Annotated in this window: 24 protein-coding genes; 11 read left to right on the top strand and 13 right to left on the bottom strand. The window is 64.6% G+C overall.

The genetic code is table 11. From position 1 onward, the window contains the following. The first annotated feature begins 55 nt into the window (after positions 1-55). The gene (locus tag ASD80_RS05430; protein WP_056230051.1) at positions 56-1774 is read left to right on the top strand and encodes a hypothetical protein; all 1719 of its coding nucleotides are present in this window, start codon (positions 56-58) and stop codon (positions 1772-1774) included. Positions 1775-1782: 8 nt separating this feature from the next. Here the strand turns inward: ASD80_RS05430 and ASD80_RS05425 are convergent, their stop codons facing one another. From ASD80_RS05425 to ASD80_RS05415, 3 genes are read right to left on the bottom strand one after another with little or no spacing between them, the layout of a single operon-like run. After that, entirely contained in the window at positions 1783-2115 is a 333-nt protein-coding gene (locus ASD80_RS05425; RefSeq protein WP_056230048.1) for an SMR family transporter, read from the bottom strand. Then, on the bottom strand, positions 2112-3413 hold the full coding sequence (gene murD, locus ASD80_RS05420) for a UDP-N-acetylmuramoyl-L-alanine--D-glutamate ligase (protein WP_056230044.1): 1302 nt from the start codon (positions 3411-3413) through the stop codon (positions 2112-2114). The genes ASD80_RS05425 and murD overlap by 4 nt, the downstream gene beginning before the upstream one ends. Next, the gene (locus ASD80_RS05415; protein ID WP_156460336.1) at positions 3403-4734 is read right to left on the bottom strand and encodes an endonuclease domain-containing protein; all 1332 of its coding nucleotides are present in this window, start codon (positions 4732-4734) and stop codon (positions 3403-3405) included. Before ASD80_RS05415 ends, murD begins: the two co-directional genes overlap by 11 nt. A gap of 146 nt (positions 4735-4880) precedes the next feature. Here ASD80_RS05415 and ASD80_RS05410 point away from each other — a divergent pair, with 146 nt between their 5' ends. After that, positions 4881-5303, top strand: a complete 423-nt coding sequence (locus ASD80_RS05410; RefSeq protein ID WP_056230039.1) for a YciI family protein — start codon at positions 4881-4883, stop codon at positions 5301-5303. A 177-nt stretch (positions 5304-5480) separates the two neighbouring features. Here ASD80_RS05410 and ASD80_RS05405 read toward each other — a convergent pair whose 3' ends face one another. From ASD80_RS05405 to ASD80_RS05385, 5 genes are all read right to left on the bottom strand, one after another. Continuing rightward, the gene (locus ASD80_RS05405) at positions 5481-6260 is read right to left on the bottom strand and encodes an enoyl-CoA hydratase-related protein (protein WP_056230036.1); all 780 of its coding nucleotides are present in this window, start codon (positions 6258-6260) and stop codon (positions 5481-5483) included. A 19-nt stretch (positions 6261-6279) separates the two neighbouring features. Continuing rightward, positions 6280-6714, bottom strand: a complete 435-nt coding sequence (locus ASD80_RS05400; protein ID WP_056230033.1) for a Zn-ribbon domain-containing OB-fold protein — start codon at positions 6712-6714, stop codon at positions 6280-6282. Continuing rightward, positions 6707-7849: a thiolase family protein gene (locus tag ASD80_RS05395; RefSeq protein ID WP_056230031.1), complete on the bottom strand. Its 1143-nt coding sequence runs from the start codon at positions 7847-7849 to the stop codon at positions 6707-6709. Before ASD80_RS05395 ends, ASD80_RS05400 begins: the two co-directional genes overlap by 8 nt. Before the next feature lie 25 nt (positions 7850-7874). After that, positions 7875-10007, bottom strand: coding sequence for an acetate--CoA ligase family protein (locus ASD80_RS05390; RefSeq protein ID WP_082555077.1), 2133 nt, complete (start codon positions 10005-10007; stop codon positions 7875-7877). A 77-nt stretch (positions 10008-10084) separates the two neighbouring features. Then, positions 10085-11194, bottom strand: a complete 1110-nt coding sequence (locus ASD80_RS05385; protein ID WP_056230025.1) for a LacI family DNA-binding transcriptional regulator — start codon at positions 11192-11194, stop codon at positions 10085-10087. Positions 11195-11397: 203 nt separating this feature from the next. On the opposite strand from ASD80_RS05385, the gene ASD80_RS05380 reads away from it, so the two are divergent. From ASD80_RS05380 to ASD80_RS05360, 5 genes are all read left to right on the top strand, one after another. Then, entirely contained in the window at positions 11398-12369 is a 972-nt protein-coding gene (locus tag ASD80_RS05380; RefSeq protein ID WP_056230023.1) for a Bug family tripartite tricarboxylate transporter substrate binding protein, read from the top strand. Positions 12370-12431: 62 nt separating this feature from the next. After that, positions 12432-12881 carry a tripartite tricarboxylate transporter TctB family protein gene (locus ASD80_RS05375; protein ID WP_056230020.1) on the top strand — a complete coding sequence of 150 codons (450 nt, stop codon included), beginning with the start codon at positions 12432-12434 and terminating at the stop codon, positions 12879-12881. A 3-nt stretch (positions 12882-12884) separates the two neighbouring features. Then, positions 12885-14390, top strand: coding sequence for a tripartite tricarboxylate transporter permease (locus ASD80_RS05370; protein WP_056230017.1), 1506 nt, complete (start codon positions 12885-12887; stop codon positions 14388-14390). Positions 14391-14446: 56 nt separating this feature from the next. Further along, the gene (locus ASD80_RS05365) at positions 14447-15304 is read left to right on the top strand and encodes a fumarylacetoacetate hydrolase family protein (protein ID WP_056230014.1); all 858 of its coding nucleotides are present in this window, start codon (positions 14447-14449) and stop codon (positions 15302-15304) included. Between the two features lie 70 nt (positions 15305-15374). After that, positions 15375-16565: an MFS transporter gene (locus ASD80_RS05360; protein WP_162247321.1), complete on the top strand. Its 1191-nt coding sequence runs from the start codon at positions 15375-15377 to the stop codon at positions 16563-16565. Here the strand turns inward: ASD80_RS05360 and ASD80_RS05355 are convergent. Beyond that, a complete protein-coding gene (locus tag ASD80_RS05355; RefSeq protein ID WP_056230008.1) occupies positions 16562-17455 on the bottom strand; it encodes a metallophosphoesterase family protein in 894 nt (297 codons plus the stop codon). The genes ASD80_RS05360 and ASD80_RS05355 overlap by 4 nt on opposite strands. 110 nt (positions 17456-17565) lie before the next feature. Here ASD80_RS05355 and ASD80_RS05350 point away from each other — a divergent pair, with 110 nt between their 5' ends. Then, positions 17566-18042 (top strand): NUDIX domain-containing protein, encoded by a 477-nt coding sequence (locus tag ASD80_RS05350; RefSeq protein WP_056230006.1) that lies wholly within the window; start codon positions 17566-17568, stop codon positions 18040-18042. 145 nt (positions 18043-18187) lie between these two features. Here the strand turns inward: ASD80_RS05350 and ASD80_RS05345 are convergent, their stop codons facing one another. Continuing rightward, the gene (locus ASD80_RS05345; RefSeq protein ID WP_056230003.1) at positions 18188-19147 is read right to left on the bottom strand and encodes a glutathione S-transferase family protein; all 960 of its coding nucleotides are present in this window, start codon (positions 19145-19147) and stop codon (positions 18188-18190) included. Positions 19148-19498: 351 nt separating this feature from the next. Here ASD80_RS05345 and ASD80_RS05340 point away from each other — a divergent pair, with 351 nt between their 5' ends. The 3 genes from ASD80_RS05340 (at position 19499) to ASD80_RS05330 (ending at position 22080) form a co-directional block, all read left to right on the top strand. Next, positions 19499-20056 (top strand): GNAT family N-acetyltransferase, encoded by a 558-nt coding sequence (locus ASD80_RS05340; RefSeq protein ID WP_082555074.1) that lies wholly within the window; start codon positions 19499-19501, stop codon positions 20054-20056. Between the two features lie 171 nt (positions 20057-20227). Next, positions 20228-20914 carry a CoA pyrophosphatase gene (locus ASD80_RS05335; RefSeq protein ID WP_200950243.1) on the top strand — a complete coding sequence of 229 codons (687 nt, stop codon included), beginning with the start codon at positions 20228-20230 and terminating at the stop codon, positions 20912-20914. After that, on the top strand, positions 20911-22080 hold the full coding sequence (locus ASD80_RS05330) for a CCA tRNA nucleotidyltransferase (protein WP_056229998.1): 1170 nt from the start codon (positions 20911-20913) through the stop codon (positions 22078-22080). Before ASD80_RS05335 ends, ASD80_RS05330 begins: the two co-directional genes overlap by 4 nt. On the opposite strand, the gene ASD80_RS05325 is transcribed toward ASD80_RS05330, so the two are convergent. The 3 genes from ASD80_RS05325 to ASD80_RS05315 all read right to left on the bottom strand — a co-directional run bounded on the left by ASD80_RS05325 (position 22077) and on the right by ASD80_RS05315 (position 23897). Beyond that, complete coding sequence (locus ASD80_RS05325) at positions 22077-22274, bottom strand: DUF1059 domain-containing protein (protein ID WP_056230146.1); 198 nt, start codon at positions 22272-22274, stop codon at positions 22077-22079. The genes ASD80_RS05330 and ASD80_RS05325 overlap by 4 nt on opposite strands. 87 nt (positions 22275-22361) lie before the next feature. Continuing rightward, positions 22362-23234: an oxygen-dependent coproporphyrinogen oxidase gene (gene hemF / locus ASD80_RS05320; RefSeq protein WP_056229995.1), complete on the bottom strand. Its 873-nt coding sequence runs from the start codon at positions 23232-23234 to the stop codon at positions 22362-22364. A 192-nt stretch (positions 23235-23426) separates the two neighbouring features. Beyond that, on the bottom strand, positions 23427-23897 hold the full coding sequence (locus ASD80_RS05315) for a tRNA (cytidine(34)-2'-O)-methyltransferase (RefSeq protein ID WP_056230142.1): 471 nt from the start codon (positions 23895-23897) through the stop codon (positions 23427-23429). Positions 23898-24073 lie beyond the last annotated feature (176 nt).

Below are 24073 nucleotides of genomic sequence, written 5' to 3'. Positions count from 1 at the left end.
CGCCCTTGTGTTTTACATGTAAATCGTCACAATCGATCCGGTTTGGGAGGTGCGGTTGACCGATCCTGCGCCGCAGCGTGAGGCGATCCTGACTGCGCTCGAGCGGCTGCTCGCGTGGCCGGAAATCGCGCGCTCTCCCCAGCTCGGCCGCTTCCTCGGCTATATCGTGCAGCGGACGCTGGAGGGGAGCGAACAGTCCATCAAGGCCTATTCCATCGCCGTGGATGTGTTTGGTCGTACGGCCGATTTCGATCCTCAGGCCGATCCCATCGTACGGGTGCAGGCCCGCAGGTTACGCGCCCTGCTGGATGATTATTATCGCGGGCCGGGCATGGGCGAGGTGATGCAGATTCACCTGCCCGTCGGCCGTTACGTTCCCGAATTTGCCGCGGCACCCGAGCCCGGACAGGTCGAGGCCGGGCCGGATGCGCCGGGGGGAGAGCCGGCACGGCCGGGCGCCTGGAGCTTTGGCGCGTCCTGGTTCATCCTGGCGACGATTGCCCTGGGGCTGGCCATGGCGGCCTATGCGATGACCGCCTGGCGGCCCAATGGACTCAGCCAGACCGGTGCCTTGCAGCGGCCCACCATCACCATTGTCGAGTTCCAGAACCTGGCCACGGCCATGACGCCTCAGGTGGCGGGCCTTGCCATCGAACTGGTCACCGATCTCGAGCAGTTCGGCAGCATCGGCGTGCGCTATGGCGGCGGTGGGGAAGCCAATGTCGCGGTGGCCGGCCTGCCGACCAGCGATTTCGTGCTGACCGGCATCGTCCGGCCCGATGGCCCGGCTGTGCAATATAGCGTTATCCTGACCAACAGCGTCTCCGGTGCCGTGGTCTGGAGCCATACCATTGCCGTGCCGACCAGCGAGGCGATGGGGCCCGATGTGCTCGACAGGGTGTCGAAATCGTTGAGCCTGGTGCTGGGCAGTCCGCGTGGCCCGCTGCATGTCGCGGCGCGGCAATTCCTGGCTTCGACGGCGCCGCTTGACGGACAGATCAATCTCTATCTCTGCCGGGTCTTGTTCGATCTTTATCGCGAAACCGGCAGCGCCAGCGAGGCGGCGCGGGCCGATGCCTGTTATCGGGCGCTGCCCGAGGCCGACAGGGACAGCGCCGCGGCGCTGGCCGCCACGGCAAGCCTGCTGGCCGAACAGGGCGGTGCGGAAGGCGGCGGCGATGCGCCTGCCGGCCGGTTCCGCCTGGCCTCCGCCAATCTCGAACGGGCCATCGGGCTCGATCCGATCAGCGGTTTCGTCTGGGAACAGCAGGGGCGCCTGCATGAGGCGGAGGGCCAGCCGGCGCTGGCCCGTGCCGATTTCAGCTCGTCGGTGCAACTCAATCCGGCCAGCGTCGACGCGCTGGCCGCCTATGCGCGGCTATTGGCGTTCGGCGGCAGTCTGAACGAGGCCGAGGCCATGGCGCTCGACGCGGCGAGGGGCTCGCCCAATCCGCCGGCCTGGTACGAAGGCGTGCCGGCTTTGCTGGCCTTGCGCGATGGCGATTTCGCCAAGGCCATCGACTATGCCGAACTCTATGCCCAGGCCGATCGTGAACTGGGGCCGATCCTGGCGATCATGGCGGCGCAGCGCTCGGGTGAGAGCGGCGTCGTCAACCGCTACCTGCCACAGGTGCTCGACGCAGCCGCATTTCGCGCCAAGGGCGTGCTGCCCCGGCTGCGCGAACGGATCAGCGACGACGGGCTGATGGATTCCATCCGCGACGCCCTGGTGCAGGCCGGCGTGCCGCCAACCGCACTGATCCGCTCATTCTAGCGGAAACCCTAATGCGCTGGTGACTGCGAGAACAGGTTGATCACCAGCACGCCGGCCAGGATCAGGCCGATGCCGATCAGTGCCGGCAGGTCCAGCGTCTGGCCATAGGCGAAATAGGCGATGACCGAGACCAGGATGATGCCGACGCCCGACCAGATGGCGTAGCCGATGCCCACCGGAATGGTCTGCAGGGCCAGCGAGAAGAAGTAGAAGGTGACGCAATAGCCCACCACCACCACGACTGAGGGCACCAGCTGGGTGAACCCCGCCGAGGCGCGCAGGAACGAGGTGGCGATCACCTCGCCGACAATGGCGATGGCCAGGTAGGCGGCGCCGTTCATGCGCCCTCCGAAGCAAAGATGGCCCTGGCCAGCTCGACGAAGCGGCGGCCGCGTTCCTCGAAATTCTTGAACTGGTTGTAGCTCGGCGCGCCGGGCGACAGGATCACCGCATCAAAGGCATCGCGATGTCCGTATAGTGCCTGCATGGCCGTTTCGAGGTCCGGTGCCTCGACGATAGTCAGTTGCGGCGCGGCGCTGCGGGTGGCCGAAGCCAGCCGCGCCCCGGTCACCGGCAGGCAGGCGAGCGTGGTCACACCATAGCCCGCCAGCAGGCCCGCCAGCTCGGCATAGTCCTGCTGGCGCTCATGGCCCCCGCCGATCAGCGCCAGCCGCTGGCCGGCATAGGCAGCCAGGGCCGCCTTGGTGGCTTCGGGCGTGGTCGAGATCGAATCGTTGACGAAGAGCATGCCGCCGACGCGATGCTCTTCCAGCCGGTGGGGCAGGGGCACGAAACCGGCAATGCCGCGCACCACGCCCTCAAGCGTGCCACCCGCCGCCAGCGCGATCTGGGCCGCGAGGTGGGCATTGTCGAGATTGTGCGCGCCCTTGAGTCGTGACGTCGCCACCGCCTTGTCGACGGCGCCGGCTTCGTCCCGCGTCAGGTCGCGGATCAGCCTGCGATGGTCGCGCACCGCCTGCGTCACCAGGCCACTGCCTTTGGCCGCGGTGCCCAGGGCCACCGGAAAGCCGCCGTCGCGATCGATCAGATGCAGCTTGTCCTGGTAGTATCGCTCCACCGTGCCATGCCAGTCGACATGTTCGGGATAGAGGTTGGTCACTGCTGCGATATCGGGCAGGAAGTTCATGTCCGATGTCTGGTAGCTGGAGAGTTCGAAGATCACCACCTGGTGGCGGTCGGCGATTTCCAGCGGGGCCAGGCCCACATTGCCGGCGAGCCCGGCATCGATGCCCGATCTCGATAGCATCAGGTGGACCAGCGTCGCGGTGGTCGATTTGCCCTTGGTGCCGGTGATGGCGATGACGGTGCGCCCGGTGCGATAGACGGCGCCCCACAGGTTGATATTGGAGGTCACCGGAATGCCGGCATCGCGGGCAATGCCGAAGATGTCCTTGTAGCGCGACACGCCGGGGCTCTTGACGATCAGTCCAAAGCGATGCGCGCGGATCGCTTCGGACAGGTCGGCCGGGGCGATGATTTCGGTTTCGGCAATATCGGCGGCGCCGCTGTCGACGGTGACAAAGACTTTCAGCTCGGGCTGGCGCGCCTTGAGGAAGGCGCGGGTCGAGATCGCCTCGCGGCCGGCGCCATAAAGCAAAACCGGCTCCTCAAACCGCATAGGCGGCCACCTTGGCGGCGAGGGCCGGGGGAATATGGTGGTCGTGGCTGTCGGTCAGGCATTCGGCCATGGCCAGTTGCAGCTTGGGCTCGCCATATTGCGCCAGCAGGTCGGCCTTCACCGCCCGCACCACCGCATCCTCGTGCCAGTCGGCGTGGCGGGTCAGCGTATAGAGGCAGGCCGCGGCCTCAAGGATTTCCCCGACGCATTCCCACGGCTTCTGGCCGGCCAGTCCTGCCAGTTCACGGAATGAGCCTTCGTTGGCCGCGGTGTCGAGCAGGTTCTTGCCGAAGATGGACAGTAGCCGATCCTTGGCCATGAAGGGCGCGAAGATCAGGAAGACGAAGTGGCACTTGGGGCATTCCCCACACCATAGCGGTCCGTCATTCCCCGTCAGGCGGAAGTTACGGTTGCAGCTCGAAAATACGCGGTCGAACTTGCTGTCGTGTGTGAATAGCGAGGCGATCCGCGCCTCCGAATAGGGCCGCAGCAGCGAGAAATATTTCAACGCGCCGCCAGTGGCGTCGCCGAGGATCGAGGCGATCAGCAGCTCGAAGCCCAGCGACTTGGAATATTGGTGATTGGTCTCGCGCCCGTCGAAGGTAACATTGCCCTCGCTGGCTGACCGCTCATTGCTGAGCACGATCTGGTTATAGCCATAGAGCAGGGCGCAGAGCGCCGCGATCATCGAATTGATCGCCGTGGACGGCACATGGCCATTGTAGAAGCCCGGCTCCTTGCCCAGCCGGATCATCTCGGCGTCGAGCGTACGGGTGACATAGACCGGCGGCGTGCCGATCTTGTCGACCGAGGTCAGGATCGGCCCCTTGGGATTGACCGCGAAGGGGGTGCAGTCCACTCCGGCATGGGCCAGCAGATCGACGCTGACCAGCGAATCCTTGCCGCCGCCAATGGGCAGCAGCGTGCGGTTGGGCAGCGTCGGGGGAGGTATGGCCTCGCCCGCATCCTCGGCAGCCGTGATGGACAGCTTGCCGAACCGCATCAGGTTGTTGCGGGCATAGAATTCGCCCAGCCCGTTTTCGTAGACGTCGATGGCAAAGGCGCGCTCGGCATCGGTCAGCGGAATGGCCGGTGCGACGATCTCGAACGGCGCCCGCAGCTTGAAATAGCTCACGCCCAGCACGACCGCCGTCAGGTCCAGCAGCTTGGCAAAGGCAGGACTCGCGGCGGCGGCAGCATCCGCGCCGGCCGGCAGGCCGAGGGTTTCGACGAAATGCAGGCCCGCCAGGCGATAGCCAAAGCTGGCCTTCCCCGTCGCCGGGTCGAAAGTCGGGCGCTCGATGAGAAATTGTTCGGTCAAGGCTTGGATCACTCGCGGCGTTCGTTGACCATATAGGTGATTTGCGGCCGTGGCGGGAGTGGGGCAGTTTTCGTGTCGAAATCGGCCGGCCTCGTTCGTCGCGGTATTACAGGGCCCGATTCGGGCCGCCAACACAGGAGCAGACCATGCGCGTGATCGTTTTCGTAAAGGCCACGGCGAACAGCGAGGCGAGCATCATGCCGTCGACCGAACTGCTGGAGCAGATGGGCAAATACAATGAGGAACTGGTCGATGCCGGCATCATGCTGGGCGGCGATGGCCTCAAGCCGTCATCGGCGGCCAAGCGCGTCGCCTTCGATGGCGCCAGCCGCATGGTGGTGGACGGACCCTTCGCCGAAACCAAGGAACTGGTCTCGGGCTATTGGATCTGGGAGGTGCGCGACATGGACGAAGCCGTCGCCTGGGTCAAACGCTGCCCCAACCCGATGATGGGCAAAAGCGAGATCGAAATCCGCCCGGTCTTCGAAATGAGCGACTTCGCCAACGAAATGAGCCCGGAAGCCGAAGAAATCCACAACCGCGTGCGCGACAAGGCCGAAGGCCGGTAGGCGATCAAACCGGCGCGACGGAATGCTTCAATCGTCTCCCTCCCCCTTGCGGGGAGGGATCAAGGGTGGTGGATGTTTAGCCCCGATATCCGGGCCAACCGCCACCCCCTCCCAACCTCCCCGTCAAGGGGGAGGAGCCGCGCGGTGGACGGGGTGAGGCCGTGCCGGCCGCGCCTATCAGCGGTTCTTCCAGATCGGCTTGCGTTTTTCCGCGAAGGCGCGGGGCCCTTCCAGGAAGTCTTCGGTGTCGGGCAGGGTCGAGTGGATGGGATAGCTTGCCCTGATCGCCTCCTCCAGGGTGGGCTTGTCCATCGAGGCATAGACGGCCTCCTTGGCGGCGCGAACGGCAATCGGCGCCTGCTCGAGGATCAGGTCGGCCCAGGCCAAGGCAGCGTCGAGCGCCTTGGATACAGGCACGACCTCGTTGACGAAGCCCAGCCGCCGTCCCTCTTCGGCGGTGACGCGGCGGCCCGTCAGAATGATGCCCAGCGCCTCTTTCTGCGGAATGATGCGCGGCAGCCGCTGCACCCCGCCACCCGAGGCGATCATTCCGACCTTGCCTTCGGGCAGGCCGAAATAGGCGTTTTCGGAGGCGATGATGAGGTCGCAGGCCAGCGCCAGTTCGAACCCGCCCCCCAGCGCCAACCCGTTGACGGCGGCGATGATGGGCTTGTTCAGATCGAAACGCATCGCCAGGCCGCCGAACCCGGTATGGGGCCGCGGTCCGCGCTTGCCGGCGGCCTGGGCCTTGAGATCGTTGCCAGCGGAAAATGCCCGGTCGCCCGCGCCGGTGATGATGCCCACCCACAGATCGTCATTGGCGGCGAAGTCGTTCCACACCGCCTCCAGCTCGTGGCTGGCCTCGCGGTTGAGCGCGTTGACGACCTCCGGCCGGTTGATGGTCACGATCCGGATATGCCCGCGATCCTCGACCTTGCTGTAGACCAGTCCGTCCATCTGATACCTCTCCCGTAGCCTAGGCCGGCGTGCCTGCCGGCGCCCACTGCATCAGCGTTATTTCCCCGTTCGGACCGATCGGCACGAACCTGCCTTCCAGCGCCATGCCGATTACCAGTTGCGATGGCTCGATGCCGGTAACCGAACCGATGATCCGGACATTGGACGGCGTATCGAGCGCCACGATGGCGACAGCATAGGGCGTGTTGGCATAGCCCTTGGTCGTCGGACGCCCGACAATCGTATAGGAATAGACGTGGCCTTTGGGCTCGACCTGCACCCATGTCACCGCGGTCGACCGGCAGTGACGACAGGTGGTCCGCGGCGGCCAGCGGTGCGTGCCGCAGTCTTCGCATTGCTGGATTCTGAGCTGGTGCTCTCTGGTGCCTTCCCAGAAGGGAACGAAGTTGGGGTCCGACAGGTCCGGCAGCGGGATCAGTTCCGGTTCAAACATTTTGCCCTCCAAGAACGGCGAAACTGCCGTCGCCCAATTGCCCCCATCCCGAAACGGCAATCAGCCTGGCATCCGCCACTTGCCGCGGCCCGCATTCGCTGCGGAGCTGACGCACGGCTTCGATCACGTGGTTAAGCCCGGCCTGATGGCCCTCCGAAAGCATGCCGCCATGGGTATTGACGGGCAGCTTGCCGCCCAGGCGAATGCCACCATCGGCGATCAGGGCAGCGCCCTGGCCATGGCCGGCGAAGCCGGCTTCCTCAAGCTGATGCAGCACTTCGAATGTGAAACAATCGTAGATCATGGCCGCGTCGATATCATCGGGGCCAACCCCCAATTCATTCCAGACATCGCTGGCGGCCTGGGTGAGGCCGATATCGAGGAAGGGCTCCCGGTTGGAGATGTCGTCGGGCGATACGCCCTGCGCCTCGGCCACCGACAGGATGCGGATATCGCGCGCCTCGTTGCGCTTCGAGACGATGACCGCGCTCGCGCCGTCTGTCTCGAGGCAACAATCGAACAGGGTATAGGGGTCCGAGATAAGGCGCCCGGCCAGGTACTCATCCATGGTCAGGTCCCGCCCATACATCTGGGCATCCGGATTGAGGTTGGCGTGAGCGCGGGCGGCCAGCGCGATCTCGCCAAGCGTGCGGCGGTCGAGGCCATACTCGTGCTTGTAGCGCTGGCAGAGCAGGGCGTAGCGCTGGGCGGGCGTGTTCAACCCATGCACATGCTCAAGATGACGCCTGAACGGCTGTCCCGGCAGAAATGAAGGGCGATCCGCCTTCCGCAACCCGGAACTCCCCTTGAGGCCCCGGAAGAGCAATACGTGTCTGGCCGCCCCGCTCGCCACGGCGTGCGAAGCGATCCGCAGCGCCGAAACGGCGCTGCACCCGCCCATGTCCACAGTGGTCCTGAACCGTGGCTTGAGATCGAGCTCGGCCTGCAGGACGTCGTCGCCGATATGCCCCGGATAGGGGATCAGGCCGTCGATCTCTTGCGGGTCGATGCCCGCATCCTTCGCCGCGCTCACCACGGCGTCGATCGCGAGCAGGCCCGCCGATCGATCCGCCTTCTTGCTGTATTTCGTGTTGCCGACCCCCGTTATCGAGGCCGTATGGCTTCCACCGAGCACAGTGTCCCTCCTTGTTTTGAGCGCTTCAGTTCCAGATGGCGCGGGCATCGACGATGGAGATGCGACCGCCCGATATCATGACCGGGTTCAGGTCGACCTCCTGCAGCCTGGGGCCCTGGTTGAGCGCCCATTCCGAAAATTTCGTCAGGAACGACACCAGGGAATCGCGGTCCGCCGCCGGTTGACCGCGGTAGCCGGCAAGAATCAGCTTCAATCGATCGTTCCGCTCCAGCAGCGCATTCAGCACGGCTGGTGTCGTCGGCAATGCCGTCGCGGCGACCTCGCCATGGAGTTCCGCCAGGGTGCCGCCCAGCCCGACCACCAGCACGGGGCCGAACGAGGCATCCCGCTTGATGCCGACCAGGATTTCTGCCCCGCGCTCCATGCGCTGGATCAGGACCGAGACGTTGCGGAGCCGCTTGCGATTGGCGATGTCCGTGAATTTGGCAACCGCATCGGCAACCGCCGCCGCATCCCGCAGCCCCACGGCGACGCCGCCATCGTCCGATTTGTGATTCAGGTCGGACGAGCTGAGCTTGAGCACGATCGGAAAACCGATTTCGGCGGCCTGCGCGGCAACCTGTTCGGCGTCGAGACCCGCGACGACCGCGAAATCCGCGCAGGGCAGGCCGGCCTGTCTCAGCTCTTCCAGCGTTTCGGTGACGGTCCACAGGCCGGTCGCGTCGCTGCGGTTCATGGCGATATCGCCCAGGGGGCGGGACAATGCGGCGCTCAGGTCTGTCGCCTCCTGCACCCGCTCCTGGTCCATGCTGAACTGTGCGCACGCCTCGGCCGCCCTTACCGCCAACGGCAGGTCGGCGAATGCCGGAATGCCGCCTTGATCGAGAATGCGGGAAACGCTGTCCGACATGCCGACCCAGGCGACGAAGACGTCCTGCGTGATGTCGGCAGCCGCTGCCACGATTGCCTGCCCCACGGCCTCGCCGAACACGCCCCCCGCGCCCAGGGAGATGAAGAGTGTGTCGATATCGGCTTCCTGTGCCAGGGCGGACATGGCGCGGGAGATTTTCTCCGGATCGCGCCAGACGCCGCCGATATCGGCCGGGTTGCGCAGCCCATGCTGCCCGGTCGCGGCCTCAAGCGCCTCGAGGCCGACCGGCGAGAATTCCGGCAGCTCCCAGCCGATCGCATAGATCTGGTCGGCGCCCAAAGATGCGGCGCCGCCCGAAACGGTCAGCATGGCTGCCCGCCGGCCACGCCCAAGGCCATCGCGCCTGTGCGGGTGTTGCGACAGCGCCTTGGCCGTGCCGAAGAATTCCACGAAACTTTCCGTCTCGATGATGCCGGTTTCGCGCGCGACGCCGGTGAAGACCTCGCGTGTCCCCGCAACGCGCCCGGTATGGGAGGCGACAGCCTCCCGGCCCTTGGCGGACTTCCCGACCTGAAGCAGGATGACCGGCTTGCCGGCAAGCCGCGCGTTCAGGGCTGCTTTTCTGAAGGCGATGCCATCGGCAACGCCTTCCAGGAACAGCATGATGGACTGCACGTCCGGATCGTCCGCCATCGCCTGAAGCAGGTCTTCGGTCCGGGTGGCACTCTCGTCGCCCGTGCTGATCAGCCAGGAAAAGCCGACGGACGATTCGCCGAACCACTGCAGCATGGCCGACAAGGTGGCCCCGCTTTGCGACAGGCAGGCCATGGTGCCGGCGGGTACCTTGCCGCTGGCCGTGCCGGAGGCGAAACTTCCATTGAGGCTCAACTGCCCATTCATCAGCCCCATCGAATTGGGCCCGATGATCCGCATGCCCGATGACTTGGCAAGCTGGGCGATCCGATCGCGGAATGCGCGGCGCTCCTCGTCATTGCCAGCCTCCGCCGAGACGACCACGCAACTGGCGACGCCGAGCGTCGCTGCTTCTTCCAGCGTATCAAGGACGAATTTGGCCGGCGTGACGATGAAGACGAGATCGGGCACCTCGGGAAGGGCGCCGAGAGACCCGAAGACCGGTCGATCGTATAACTGCGTCCCTACAAGCCGGGGGTTTACCGGGAAGACCCGGGCGCTCGTTCCGCCCTCCACCAGGTTGGCGAGGATGCGGGCGCCGTAGTAGTTGCCCCCGGCAATGTCGGATGCTCCCACCACCGCAATGGCTTTGGGTGATGGCAGTGCGGGGCCGGCGGATCGTGCGTGGGTCATGTTGGCTCTGAAGATCGTAGACAACGTTGTCTGGCGTTTATGATGCGGCGCGTCGGGTGTCAAGGGGCGCCCGGCTCTCAGTCGGTGGCGCGCGGCGTTTCGGCCCTCTCCGAACCGGGTCCGGCCGGCGTCTCGATGCGGGCGAAAGAGTCGCCGATGACCAGGGAATGTGGGATGATCTCGCCGGGCGATTGCCCCGACGCAGCGTCCTCCGACATGATGAAATCCAGCGCCGCGTTACCCGCCTGGGCGAAATTCATCTCGACGGTGGTCAGTCGGGGCGAGCTCAGCGTTGCCAGGCGGGTATTGCCCAGGCCCATCACCGATATGCGTCCGGGAATGTCGATTCCCTCGGCGCGGAGATGGTTTACCGCGCCGAAGGCGATGGCGTCAGATCCGCAGATCAAGGCGCTGAAATCGGGGTTGCGCGCCAGCATTTCCGCGGCGCCGATCGCGCCCGCCTCTGCCGTCGAATCGATGTTGGCGATCGCGTAGTCGACCGCGCATCCGGAAAGGTGGCTCGTCAGGGCCTGCATGCGCAGCTTGGTCATTTCGTTGCGGGCCGGCCCAAGCAGGATGCCGATCTTGGAATGTCCGTTTTCGACGATGAATTTGGCGACCGTCATGCCGATTGCCTCATTATCCGCAGAGAATATGGGGACTTCGAGTCCCCTCGGCATCAGTGACGCAACGGCGGTTCCGGTGCGTTTGAGTTCTTCAATGGCTTCGGTCAGGGCCTGATGATGCGTCCATTGGTCGAACCCGCCGCCGGCCAGAATGATGCCGTCGACGCGATATTCCAGCAGCCTGTGCAGGTATTTTATCTCGAGGAGGGGGTCGCGCTGCATGTTGCAGACGATGGCGAAATTTCCGTGCGCGCTTTCGGCGCGCTCGGTCACCGCCTCGGCGATAATGCCGTAATGGGCGTCCATCATGTCCCCGATGATCAGCCCGACCACGCCCTGCTTGCCGCCCCGCAGGCGCCTGGCCACCATATTGGGCACGTAGCCCAGCAATTTCGCCGCGGCTTCCACCTTGTTCTTGAGGGTTTCGTCTACCGGATAGTTCGATTTGCGGAGCACGCGGGCTGCCGTGGCCAGCGACACGCCGGCACTTTGCGCCACGTCGTTGAGGGTCGGGTTCTTCGTTCTCTTGTCTCCAGCCACCTGTACGGTCGTCCACTTCATTGCTGTATGCCGCAAGTCCCGCGCGTCGGGCCGGGCGGCGGCTTGAACCATGCACGATTTGATCGTCTCGAAACAGTATAGACAACGTTGTCCTGCTTCGCTAGAGTCCATCCTCGGCAGGCAGGGACAAAGGGAGCGTTTCGAACTGCCAGCGGATCGACGCGGCATCGCGGATCCGGCATGTATCCAACGGGAGGACCATCATGAAGGGCTTACACCGCGCCTTGGCGCTGGCAACGACACTCATCGCTTTTTCGGGCGCATCCATCGCAACGGCGGCGGCGCAGGATTACCCCACCGGGCCGATCAAGCTCATCATCCCATATGCACCAGGCGGCGGTACGGACGCGGCGGCCGCTGTATTTTCCGACAAGCTGGGTCAGATTCTGGGGCAGCCGATCATCAAGGAAAACCATCCTGGTAGCAACGCGGTCATCGGCACTACGCTGTTGGCCGAGGCGGCACCTGATGGCCAGACGCTCATGGTGGTGACCGGCGCCATAGCCAACAACCCGTATCTCTACGCAAACCTGCCTTTCGATACCGAAGAATTGGTGCCGGTATCCATCCTGACGACCTATCCCTATGTTCTGGCTGTGCGAAGCGATCTGCCGTTCAACACCATGCAGGAACTGATCGACTACGCCAAGGCCAATCCCGGCGTGCTCACGGCAGGCACGCCAGGTCGGGGCGCGGGCGCTCAGCTCGTTCTCGGCCTGCTGAACGAGAGGGCCGGCATTGACATTCGTGACATTCCCTTCAAGGGGGCCGGCGAAAGCCTGAACGCCGTGGCGGGCGGGTTCGTCGATGTCGTCTTCTCCGGATATGAGACGGTGCGCCCTTTCGTGGAAAGCGGGAAGATGAAATTCTTCGCCCAGAGCGGGACTGTGCCGCTGGGTGAGGAGCAGATACCGCCGATCGCCGACACGCTGCCCGGTTTCGAATATCAGAACTGGCTGGCGCTCATCGCGCCTCCGGGCACACCGGAAAATATCACCGACACTCTGAATGAGGGGCTGACCGCGATCTTCTCCGAGCAGGAGGTCAAGGATCGACTGGCCGGCCAGAACATTCAGGGCATTGCGAGCACCGCTGAAGAGGCCAAGGCCTATCTGTCCCGTGAAATGTCAACCAGCCGGTCGATTATCGGGACTCTTGGGCTTCAGCCTGAGTAAAGGCCTGTCGCCCGGGCCGGGGTCCGGGCGACACTATCTGAACCGCAATCCGGGGTATCCAAGTGTTCTCAAAATCGAGCGGCCGCGCGGATCTGGAGGCCGGCCTGTTCTTCACGGGATTCGGCGTGCTCACCGCGGCACTGTCCCTGCAATACCCCCTGGGTACCATCGCCATGATGGGGCCGGGCATGTTTCCCTTCATGCTGGGCACGATCCTGGCGATCCTGGGCCTGGTGATGCTGCTGTCGGGCCTGAGTGGCATGGGCGAGGAATCGCGTTCGCTGCCGCTGGTGCCGACCCTTCTCATTTCCTTGTCGATCCTGGCTTTCGCCGTGCTCCTCGTCAGGGTCGGGCTGGCGGCGGCGATCGTGGCGCAGGTCTTCATCGCGCTTTGGGCGTCCGAGCATTTTTCCTGGAAGCGCGCCGTGGCGTTGAGTCTGGGCCTGCTTGCCTTCTGCTATGTCGTCTTCGTTTATTTCCTCGGCATTTCGGTGCCGCTGCTGGCTGTTTGACCCATGGATCTGCTGACCAATCTGGATATCGGTTTCCAGGCGGCGCTGTCGCTGCACAACCTGACCTTCTGCTTCATTGGCGTCCTTGTCGGTACCGCGATCGGCATGTTGCCCGGCCTCGGGCCGCTGGCGACAATCGCGATGCTCCTGCCGCTCACCTACGCTTTGGAGCCCGTATCCGGCCTCATCATGATCGCGGGCATCTATTACGGCGCGCAATATGGTGGTTCGACAACCGCCATCCTCGTCAACCTGCCTGGTGAATCCTCCTCGGTGGTGTCCTGCCTGGATGGCCATCAGATGGCGCGAAAGGGGCGCGCAGGTGCGGCGCTGGCGATTGCCGCGCTGGGGTCGTTCTTCGCCGGAACGGTCGCCACCCTGCTGATCGCCGCCTTCTCGCCGGTCCTGGCGGAAGTGGCATTCCTGTTCGGCCCCGTCGAATATTTCGCCATGATGGTGCTGGGCCTGACCGCAGCGACCCTGCTCGCGCACGGCTCCTTCATCAAGGGCGTGGCGATGGTGCTGACCGGCCTGATCCTCGGCCTCGTCGGGGCGGACGTGAACAGCGGGACCTATCGGTTCACCTTCGGATCGTTCTCACTGACCGAAGGCATCGAATTCGTCGCTGTGGCCATGGGGCTTTTCGCCTTCACCGACATTGTCGCCAATATCCGAAGCAACCAGGCGCGTGACGTGGCCTCGCCATCGCTTCGCAACCTCATGATGTCGGCAAAGGAATTCAGGCAGGCCGTTTTCCCGGTGATCCGAGGCACGGCGATCGGATCGATGCTGGGCTTGCTGCCTGGCGGCGGCGCGATGATTTCGTCCTTCGCCTCCTATGCAGTCGAGAAACGTGTGTCGAGGCATCCCGAGGAGTTCGGCCAGGGGGCCGTCGCCGGCCTGGCTGGCCCCGAAGCGGCCAATAATGCGGGCGCGCAGACATCGTTCATTCCCATGCTGACGCTGGGCATTCCCAGCAATGGCGTGATGGCACTGATGATTGGCGCACTGATGGTGCACAACATCGCGCCGGGCCCCTTCGTCATGGTTTCCAACCCCGAGGTGTTCTGGGGGCTGATCGCATCGATGTGGATCGGCAATGCCATGCTGGTCGTGCTCAACCTGCCGCTCATTCCGCTCTGGGTTCGGCTCATCCAGGTCCAGTACTGGGTGCTGTTCCCGATCATCCTGGTGGTCTGCTGCGTTGGCCTGTTCAGCATCAACAACAATGTGGTGCCGATCTATTTCGCCGCGGGCTTTACCGTCCTGGGTTGCCTGTTCTGGCGCATGCGTGCCGAGGCCGCCCCCTTGTTGCTGGGCTTCATCCTGGGGCCATTGATGGAGGAGCATTTCCGCAGGTCGCTCCTGCTTTCCAGGGGCGACCTCTCCATCTTCTGGCACAGCCCGCTCTCGGTCGCGATGCTCTCCATCGCCGCGGCCATGTGCCTGGTCATCCTGCTGCCGCAAATCCGCAAGGGCCGAAAGGCTGCCTTCGAGGAAGAAGCGTAAGGGCAGCCGAGTTCTTCGGTATTACCGCCTGCCCCGGCAGGTTCTAGGAGCATGAAATGAGGTTCGTGAGTTTCGACCACCAGGGCCAGCACGGTTTCGGCCTGTTGCGCGGCGAAAAGGTCGTCGACCTGACCGGCAGGCTTTCGCCCGGCGTCGTCACCCTGAAACAGGCGATCGCCGCCAACCTGCTTGCCAAAGCCGCCGATTGGACGGCCTCGGATGGTATTCCCCTCGACCAGGTCCGGCTGCTGCCGGTGATCCCGGACGCGGCCAAGATCCTCTGCGTCGGGCTCAACTACGAGGACCATCGCAACGAGACCAAGCGACCGAATTCAGACCATCCGACGATTTTCACCCGCTTTGCGGATGCTCAGGTCGGTCACGGCCAGCCGCTTGTGAAGCCCACCGCGTCCGATCGCTTCGATTATGAAGCCGAACTTGCCGTGGTGATCGGCAAGCCGGGTCGCGACATCGATGCCGCCCTGGCACTGGACTATGTAGCTGGCTACGCCTGCTTCAATGATGGCTCGGTTCGCGACTGGCAACGGCATACGAGCCAGTTCACGCCGGGCAAGAATTTTCCGGCGAGCGGCAGCTTTGGCCCGGCGCTGGTGACACCCGATGAGGTCGGCGACTACCGCAAGCTGCCGATCCAGCTTCGCCTCAATGGCCAGGTCATGCAGAATGCGAGCCTGTCAGACCTCATCTTTCCCCTCGAAAAATTGATTGCCTATTGCTCCACCTTCACCGCCCTGGCGCCTGGGGACGTCATCGTCACCGGCACGCCCGGCGGCGTCGGCGATCGGCGCGAGCCTCCGGTTTATCTGCAGGACGGCGATCTGGTGGAGGTCGATATCGGCACGGTGGGGCGTCTCGTCAATCGGGTCGTCGCGGCAGCGACGCAGGCTGGATGATGATGCCGGCGCGTGCGCTTTGCCTGACGCCGCCGGGCGCTGGGGGCTATTGCAGATGGGAAAGCTGAGCTTGCGGCTGCCGGCCCCCGACCTCGCCGCCAGCGCCTTCGTGCTCCATGTCCTGCTCCATCAGGTGGTGATCATCGTGGCGCGGGTGACGACGTCCTATCGGGCCGTCGAGATGGGGCTCTCGGACATCTGGATCGGCGCGGTGGGCGCCACCTTCTCGCTGCTGCCCCTGTTTCTCGCGACCCAGGTGGGCGCCAGGATCGACGAGAAGGGCGCGCGGGGCGCGTTCCTCGTGGGGACGGGCGGCGTGCTGGTATCGGCTCTCGGGCTGCTGACCACCGGCAACTCGGTCATTGCGCTTCTGGGGTGGACCGGTTTGCTCGGTACGGGCCATCTGCTCTGCTTGCTGTCGCAGCACGCAACGGCGGCCGATCAGGCGACCGATGCCGCTCGCGGGCGGATGTTCGCCTATTACACCGCGCTTATTTCCTTCGCACAGATACTGGCTCCCCTGGTCGTCGCAGTTTTCGCCGGGTCGGGAGCCCTGCCCGACACCGGGCGGCTGTTCGCCGCCGCGGCAGTCGCAGGGCTTATCAGCCTTGGCTGCGTCCTCTTCATGCGCCATCCCGGCAAACCGGCGCGTGACGGCAAATCGGCGGCTCAACTGCCGATCCGGCAGCTGCTGCGGCAAAAGGGTGTCGTCCCGGCCATCCTGGCTGGAGTGGGGGTCATCTGCGCCATTGACCTGCTGGTGATCTACCTGCCGGTGCTGGGGGCCCAGGCGTTGATCCCGGCCAGCGCCATCGCCGCTTTGCTGATGGTGCGGGCGCTGGCTTCGCTCCTGTCGCGCCTTTGCTTTGGCTGGCTGCTGTCCCGGCTCGGCCGCCGGGTCATGTTGACCGGTTCGCTGCTGGCGACCGGCCTGGGGCTTACGGTGCTGGGTATACCGGTGCCCGGATGGGCGCTTGCATTGGCGATGATATTGATCGGAATCGGCATCGGGATGGCCACGCCCATATCGATGTCGTGGGTCACCAGTGCCGTCCCGCCGACGAGCCGCGGCCTGGTGCTGTCCTTGCGCCTCACCGGCAACCGGCTGGCGCAGTTCCTGTTGCCGATGTCGGTGGGCGTTGTTGCGACGGGCGCGGGCGTGTCGTCGGTGTTCCTGCTCCTGGCGGCAGGGTTATACGGCTCCGCCTATTCGAGCTACCGGGCTCTCCGCCCCAGCGCAGGTTCGGACGCCGCCGGCTAGCAGATCCGCATCTGCAGCCGCATGACGATGTCGCTGCCCAGCCGCTGGAAGCCGTATTCGCGCATGGTGCAGCTCCAGCCGCCATCCCCCGTCCGCTCGATGCGGAACAGGTTGTAGCGCGCCGGATCGTCCAGCGTGCCGCCCTGGGCGGCGCTGGCGGCGGCGACGCCGACCACCGGCACTTCCTTGTCCTTGCCGGGGATGGAATGGATCGAGGAGCGATGGGTATGCCCGTGCAGGATCAGCTCGGCGCCGTGCTCGGCGATGACCTGACGGAACAGCTTGTGCCCTTTGAGCCCGAAGGAAGGGTGCTGCAGTTCCGGATTGGGCGGGTGATGGATCAGCACGGTGCGGAAATAGCCGGCCTCGCCCATGATCCGCAAAATCCGCCCCAGCCGCTCGGCCTGTTTCTCATCGAACCGCCCGATGGCGAGGAAGGGCCGCGTCGGCACGGCGCTTGAACACGAGATGACGGCCAGTTCCCCCACGCGCCGCACGAAGGGAAAGGCGGCATCGTCCAGCGTCTCGCCTTGCAGGTACTCACCCCAAATCTTTTGCGCGGATTCCAGGGCGCCAGGCACGTAGGCGTCGTGATTGCCTGGGCAGGCGGCGACCTTGTCGGAGGCGCCCAGCGCCTTGAGCCATTTGCCGGCGCGATCGATCTCGAAGGGCAAGGCCAGGTTCACCAGGTCGCCGGTAACGGCGGTGAAATCGGCCTTCTGCGTCTGCAGGTGAGCGACGAGACTCGCCAGCGTCTCGCTGTTGAGCTCGTCGTGGCGGCGCAGCTTCCAGTTGAGATAGCCGGTGAGGCGCTTGCCCAGCAGGTCGCGCCAACCGACCTCCGGCATGGGCGACAGATGGATGTCGGAGATGTGGGCGAGGGTGATCATCGGGGGCGTAATGCCAGAAGGGGAGGCGCAAGAAAACGGTCAATCGGGCCCAGGGTCAATTTTGTCGCCATCAAGTCTCTGCTACCGGTAACGGCGCAAGGAGTGTTTCGATGCAGATGAATCGCAGGCAGCGGCTGACCGCCAAGGTGTTCCTGACCCTCAAGGGCCTGTGGCACCGCATGACGCTGGGGAGCCGCGTCATGGTGGTCGATGGCGACAAGGTGCTGCTGATCCGGCACACCTATGTTCCGGGCTGGCAGTTCCCCGGCGGCGGCGTCAGCCCGGGGGAAACGCTCGAACATGCCGGGGCGCGCGAAACGCTGGAAGAGACCGGCTATCGTGTCTTGGGGTCGATGGAGTTGTTCGGCATCTACCACAATTCCAGTCCGGTTACCGACCGGGACCATGTCGCCTTCTACGTGGCGAAAAGGTTCGAAAAGGCCTTCGACCGCAAATCCGACCACGAGATCGCCGAAGTGGGCTGGTTCGACCGCCGCGCCTTGCCCGAAAAGGTGACGCCCGCCACCAGCCAGCGCATCGACGAATATTTCGATGGTGTAACGAAGCGGGATGTGTGGGGGTATTGAGGGTCTTTACCTCTCCCTTGGGGGAGAGGTCGGCGCGCAGCGCCGGGTGAGGGGGCCTTTTCTTTGGCTCGGCGCAAGGGGAAGGCCCCCTCACCCGCCTTGCTTCGCAAGTCGACCTCTCCCCCGAGGGGAGAGGTGAAGAGACTCATTTCAAAAACGGCAGCTCCGGTCCGATTGGAATGATCCGGGTTGGATTGATCGTGATGTGGCTCCAGTAATAGTGCGTCGTGATATGGTCGAGATCGACCGTTTCCTTCACCCCCGGAACCTCGTAGAGCGCCTTGAGGTAGTGGCTGATATTCTTGTAGTCGGCGATGCGCCGCCGGTTGCACTTGAAATGCCCGACATAGACCGCGTCGAACCGGACCAGCGTCGTGAACAGCCGCCAGTCGGCCTCGGTGATGCTGTCGCCCGTGAGATAGGATGTCTCGCCCAGCAGGCCCTCGACCCAGTCCAGCGCCTCGAACAGTTTTGCCACCGCGCCGTCATAGGCCTGCTGCGTCGTGGCGAAACCGGCCTTGTAGACACCGTTGTTGATGTCGTCATAGACGCGGGCATTGATCGTATCGATCTGCCCGCGCAGGGCCTCGGGATAATAATCCTCGCTATTGCCGGTCAGCTCGTCGAAGGCCGAGTTGAACATGCGGATGATTTCAGAGCTTTCGTTGGAAACGATGGTCCCGGTCTGCTTGTCCCACAGCACTGGCACGGTGACGCGGCCGGTATAGTCGGGCACGGCCTCTGCATAGACCTGCCACAGGAAATCCTTGCCGAGCAGCGCGTCGCCGGTCGATCCGGTTTCCGTGTCGAAGCTCCAACCCGTTTCGTCGGGCATCCTGGGTGACACCACCGAGACCGAGATCAGGTTTTCAAGCTCCTTGAGCTTGCGGAAGATCAAGGTGCGATGCGCCCAGGGGCAGGCCAACGACACTAAGAGATGGTAGCGCCCAGCCTCGGCCTTGAAGCCGCCAGTGCCCGAAGGCCCGGCGCTGCCGTCAGCGGTGACCCAGTTGCGGAAGCCGGCTTGGCTGCGCTTGAATTCGCCACCGGTCTTGCTGGTATCATACCATTGGGTGGACCATTTGCCGTCGATCAATTGTCCCAAGATCGAACCCTTTCCGTCATGTTATCGACTCGTTGTGGGGATCAGGTCACCCCCTATCGGTCATTGATGCCTCTCACATAGTGCGGGGCAGCGCGAGCGATAAGGCGGCTCCGCCGTAACGAAGTGTTGTGCATTTCGGACACAGCCGATCTGCGCATCTTGTATTTTGGCCGGTGATCCATGATTTTCGTTTTACGCGAGGCCCCCATGGTGCTAATGCGAATTTCAGGCGTGGAGGCGCCCAGGATGGTGAAGGTTCTGCTGGTGACACGACGACCGTAAGCGGTCTTTCGAAGCGGTGCTCGTTGGGGCGCCGGGTTTGTCCTACGCATTCCATCCTGGATCATCGTCATGACCCTCGTTTCTGCGCCTTCGGCTGCAACTGCTGCTGTCTCCGCTACTCCGCTGCGCGTCCCCACCGTTCGCCCCGCAACGCCTGCCGATGATGGTTTCATCGAGGAATTGCAGGCCATTGCCTTCGGCCCCGGCCGTTTCTCCAAGACCGCGTATCGCATCCGCGAGCGCTTCCCGATCGATACCAGCCTCAGCCTCGTCGCCGAAGTCGATGGCACGGCCTGCGGTTCGGTGTGGATGACCCCGGTTTCCATCGGCGGCTGCAATGGCTGGATGCTTGGCCCGCTGGCCACCCACCCTAATTTCCGCAAGTTGGGCGCCGGCAAGCTCCTGGCCCGCGAAGTCACCAGGCGCGCCCTGGAGCGCGGCGATGGTCTTTTCGTCATGCTGGTGGGCGACCGCGATTACTATTGCCCGCTGGGCTGGGAACCGACGACGCTGGGCAATATCGAATTCCCCGGCCCGGTCGACCCGACCCGCGTGCTGCTATTCGCCGAAGACAAGAGCCTGGCGGCGACGCTGAGCGGTCCGATCGAGGCCTGGCAGCAGGGATGATTTGACGCATCCTGCCTAAACCACCCCCACCCTCATTCCCTCCCCACAAGGGGGAGGGAGGCGATGAACACTGGCCTCTGAGCTGGCGCCTCCCTCCCCTCGATGGGGAGGGACCGAGGGTGGGGTGGGCCGCGAGCACTATGCTCGGATCAACCGCCAAGGAGTAAGGGGGTGCCATTCGCGGGCATCCTCGCCTATCCTCCCCCTCCCGAACCCTTTTCCGGTGCCTCCTTGTCGTCCGATGACGCCATCATCACCCGCCTGGCCACGCGCCTGCTCACCGTTCCACCGCCTTTGCCGGCGGCGGATGCGCTCGTGCCGGATTGGGCGCCCGACCAGCCCTTCGCTCGTCCGCCGGTGCCGGCGGCGGTGCTGATCGCCCTCGTCCGGCGGCCCGAGGGCCATACCGTGCTCTATACCGAGCGTTCGCCGGACCTGCGGGCCCATTCCGGCCAGGTGGCTTTTCCGGGCGGCAAGGTGGATGCCACCGATGCCGATGTTGCCGCCGCCGCCCTGCGCGAGGCCTTCGAGGAAGTGGGCATGGAAAGCGCCGATGCGACAGTGATCGGCTTCATGCCGACCTATTTCACCGGCACCAACTATCTCATCACCCCTGTCGTCGCCACGGTAGAGCCCAGCGGCCCTTTCGTGCCCAATCCGGGCGAGGTGCATTCGGTATTCGAGGTGCCGCTGCAGCGCATCCTCGCCAACGAGGCCTATGGCCAGTTTCGCGTCAAGCGCAATGGCGAGGAACACCGCACCTGGCAGATCGACCATGACGGCCACCGGATCTGGGGCATTACCGCCAATCTCACGCGCCGCCTTCGCGACCTGGCGATGAGCGAGGCCGTGCCGTGAGCGACGGTTTGGCCCAGGCCGAGTGGCTCAACCGACCTGAAACGCAGGCGATCCTTGCCGCGCTGGACGGCGGCAGGCGCCGGACCCGCGTGGTGGGTGGCGTGGTGCGCGACACCATCATGGGCCGGCCCCATAGCGGCGATATCGACATGGCGACAGAGCTGCCGCCCGACGAGGTCATGGTGCGGGCGAAGGCCGCTGGTATCGCTACCTATCCCACCGGCATCGACCATGGCACGGTCACCCTCAGGCTCGGCGATACGCTGGCCGAGGTCACCACCTTGCGGCGGGACGTGCAAACCGACGGCCGCCACGCCGTCGTCGCTTTCGGCACCGACTGGGTCGAGGACGCCAGCCGCCGCGACTTCACCCTCAACGCCCTCTATTGCGCCGCCGATGGCACGCTTTATGATCCGCTTGGCGGCGTCGACGACGCTCGCAGCGGCATCATCCGCTTCATCGGCGATCCCGCCCGGCGCATCGCCGAGGACGGGCTGCGCGTCTACCGCTTCTTCCGTCTCTCGGCCAGCCATGGCGATGAACGGCTGGACCCCGACGGATTGACCGCCTGTGCCGCTGCCGTGGGTCATCTCGGCCACCTGTCGCGCGAGCGCGTCGGCGGCGAGATCATGCGCATGCTGGCTCTGCCCAAGGCGGCGCTGACGCTAGCCGTGATGTCGGAAATCCGCCTGCTGCCGCTCGGCGAGGCCACCCAGCGCGCGCTGGTCGCCTATGAGAGCATTGGCGGGCACAATGTTGCGGCCCGGCTGGCGCTGATCGGTAGCGATGACCTCGATGCGCTGCAATCGGCTTGGCGGCTTTCCAACGAGATGCTGGCCACCGCCCGCTCCATCATGCGCGCCGCGAATCTGCTGGCCGATGACAGGATCGCCGAAGCCGCCTACCGGCACGGCGAAGCCGCCGTCGAAGGTCTCGCGGCTGCCGCGTCCCTCAACCATTGGGGGCCAGCCCGGCTGGCCGAAGCCGCCCGCGTGCTGGGTGCCACGGTCGTCCCGCCATTTCCGGTCAGCGGACACGACCTTGCCGGCCTCGGCGTGGCGCCGGGACCGGCCCTTGGTCAGGAACTGGCCCGCCTCGAACGAGCCTGGATCGAGAGCGGCTTCGCTCTCGGCAAAGGCGAGCTACTGGCGCTTGTCGAGCGCTAGTGCTTCGTCTTCTTGCCATCGTCGGTGTCGACGATGCGCTCCTTGATGCGCTCGATCATATCGGGTCGCACCTCGGTTTCGCCGTGATAGGTCCTGAGATTTTCGACGGCGCGGCGAACCACTTCAGCTTCGCTTTCCGCTTCGGCATGCCAGGTGGCGCCGGGGATCAGCGAACCGGATTCAAATCGTTTCATGTCCATCTCCCTCCGTTCGTGTGCCTGGGCACAACGTCAGGGGAGGGCAGGGGTTCCCTCCCCTTCCTTCCTTCTCCCGGAGGGGGCTTATGGCCAGCGCACTTCCGGCGGCATCGACGACAATATCGAGTTCACATTACCCCCGGTCTTGAGCCCGAACATGGTGCCGCGGTCATAGAGCAGGTTGAATTCCACATAGCGCCCGCGACGGACGAGTTGCTCGTGCCGGTCCGCTTCGGTCCACTCAGTCTCGAAATTGCGCCGCACCAGCTCGGGATAAATCCCCAGGAAGGCCTCGCCGACCGCCTTGGTGAAATCGAAGTCGGTGTCCCAGTCGCCCGTATTGTGGTGGTCGTAGAAAATCCCGCCCGTGCCGCGATGCTCGTTGCGGTGTGGCAGGAAGAAATACTCGTCGCACCAGTCCTTGTAGCGCTGGTAGTCGACGCCCGGCCGGCCCGCGCAGGCGGCCTTCATCGCGGCATGGAAATCCACCGTATCGCGATCGTCCTTCGCCCGCCGGCGATCGAGCACCGGGGTCAGGTCGGCGCCGCCGCCGAACCACTGCTTGCCGGTGACGATCATGCGCGTGTTCATATGGACCGCCGGCACATGCGGGTTCCAGGGATGGACGATCAGCGAAATGCCCGAACTCCAGAATTTCGCGCCTTCTTCGGTGCCTGGCATCTGCTTGGCGAAGTCGGCGGAGAATTCGCCATGCACGGTCGAGATATGCACGCCCGCCTTCTCGAACACCCGGCCATGCAGCATGCCCATTTCCCCGCCGCCCCCCGCCGCGCGGTCCCACGGGGTGATCTCGAATTTGCCAGCCGGCAGATGGGCGTTCGGCCCCTGCACATCGGCTTCTATGGCGTCGAACGCCGCAAAAATCCGGTCGCGCAGCGCGCGGAACCAGGTCTGGGCTGTGGCCTGCTTGGCCGCGATATCGTCTGGAAGTGTCATGGTGGAGGTGGAATGAGAAGTGTCATGGTGGAGGTGGAATGAACTGTCATTTGCGCCCTGTAAACCCGTTGGTCTGTGTTTTCCGCGTCAGCATAGACCCTGACGCATCGCAGGCGTTGATCCAGCGCAAGTCCTCCGGTCGGCCCCGCAAAGCCTCGCCGCCTACGCCAACGCCTTCCTGGGCCAATAGGATCACCGCAGGCCGGCAAAGCCGCCGGTCTGCCGCCTGGCCTCCCCGAGTACCAATGTTGCCGCCAGCGCCACGTTGATCGAACGCATAGCCTCGCGCATGGGAATGCGCACCAATAGATCGCAAGCGTCGGCCACTGCCTCGGGCACGCCGGCGCTTTCGCGTCCCACCATCAGGATGTCGCTGTCCCGGTAGTCAACCGCATAGCTCGAACACTCGGCCTTGGTCGTCAGCAGCACCAACCGCCGGTTCTCCGCATGCCGCCAGGCGTCGAAGGCGCTCCAGCTCACATGCTCCTGCACCATTGCATGGTCGACGTAGTCCAGCCCCGCCCTGGCCAGCGCCTTGGGCGAAAAGGGGAAGCCGGTTGGGTGGATAAGGTGGATCGTCACGCCCAGGCAGGCCCCCAGCCGGATCAGCGTGCCGGTATTGTTGGCGATGTCGGGCTGGTAGAGGGCGAGATCGACCGGCATGGCGGATTCCATCGGTTTTCAGGGCGTCTGGCGATGGTCGGGGCGGGCCGGGACCGTGCGGAGTCGGGTATAGTGTCGCACTTCTTCGGTGTCACCCTTGGGCGCACTGGACAAGTTCCTGTGACAGTGCAAAAAGAACCGCAACTGACGGGCCGCTTGAGGGCGGACGACTGCTG

Source organism: Devosia sp. Root635, assembly GCF_001427605.1.
Taxonomy (GTDB): domain Bacteria; phylum Pseudomonadota; class Alphaproteobacteria; order Rhizobiales; family Devosiaceae; genus Devosia.
Note: the sequence above shows the minus strand (reverse complement) of the source record. Positions and strands in the feature narration are given on the sequence as shown.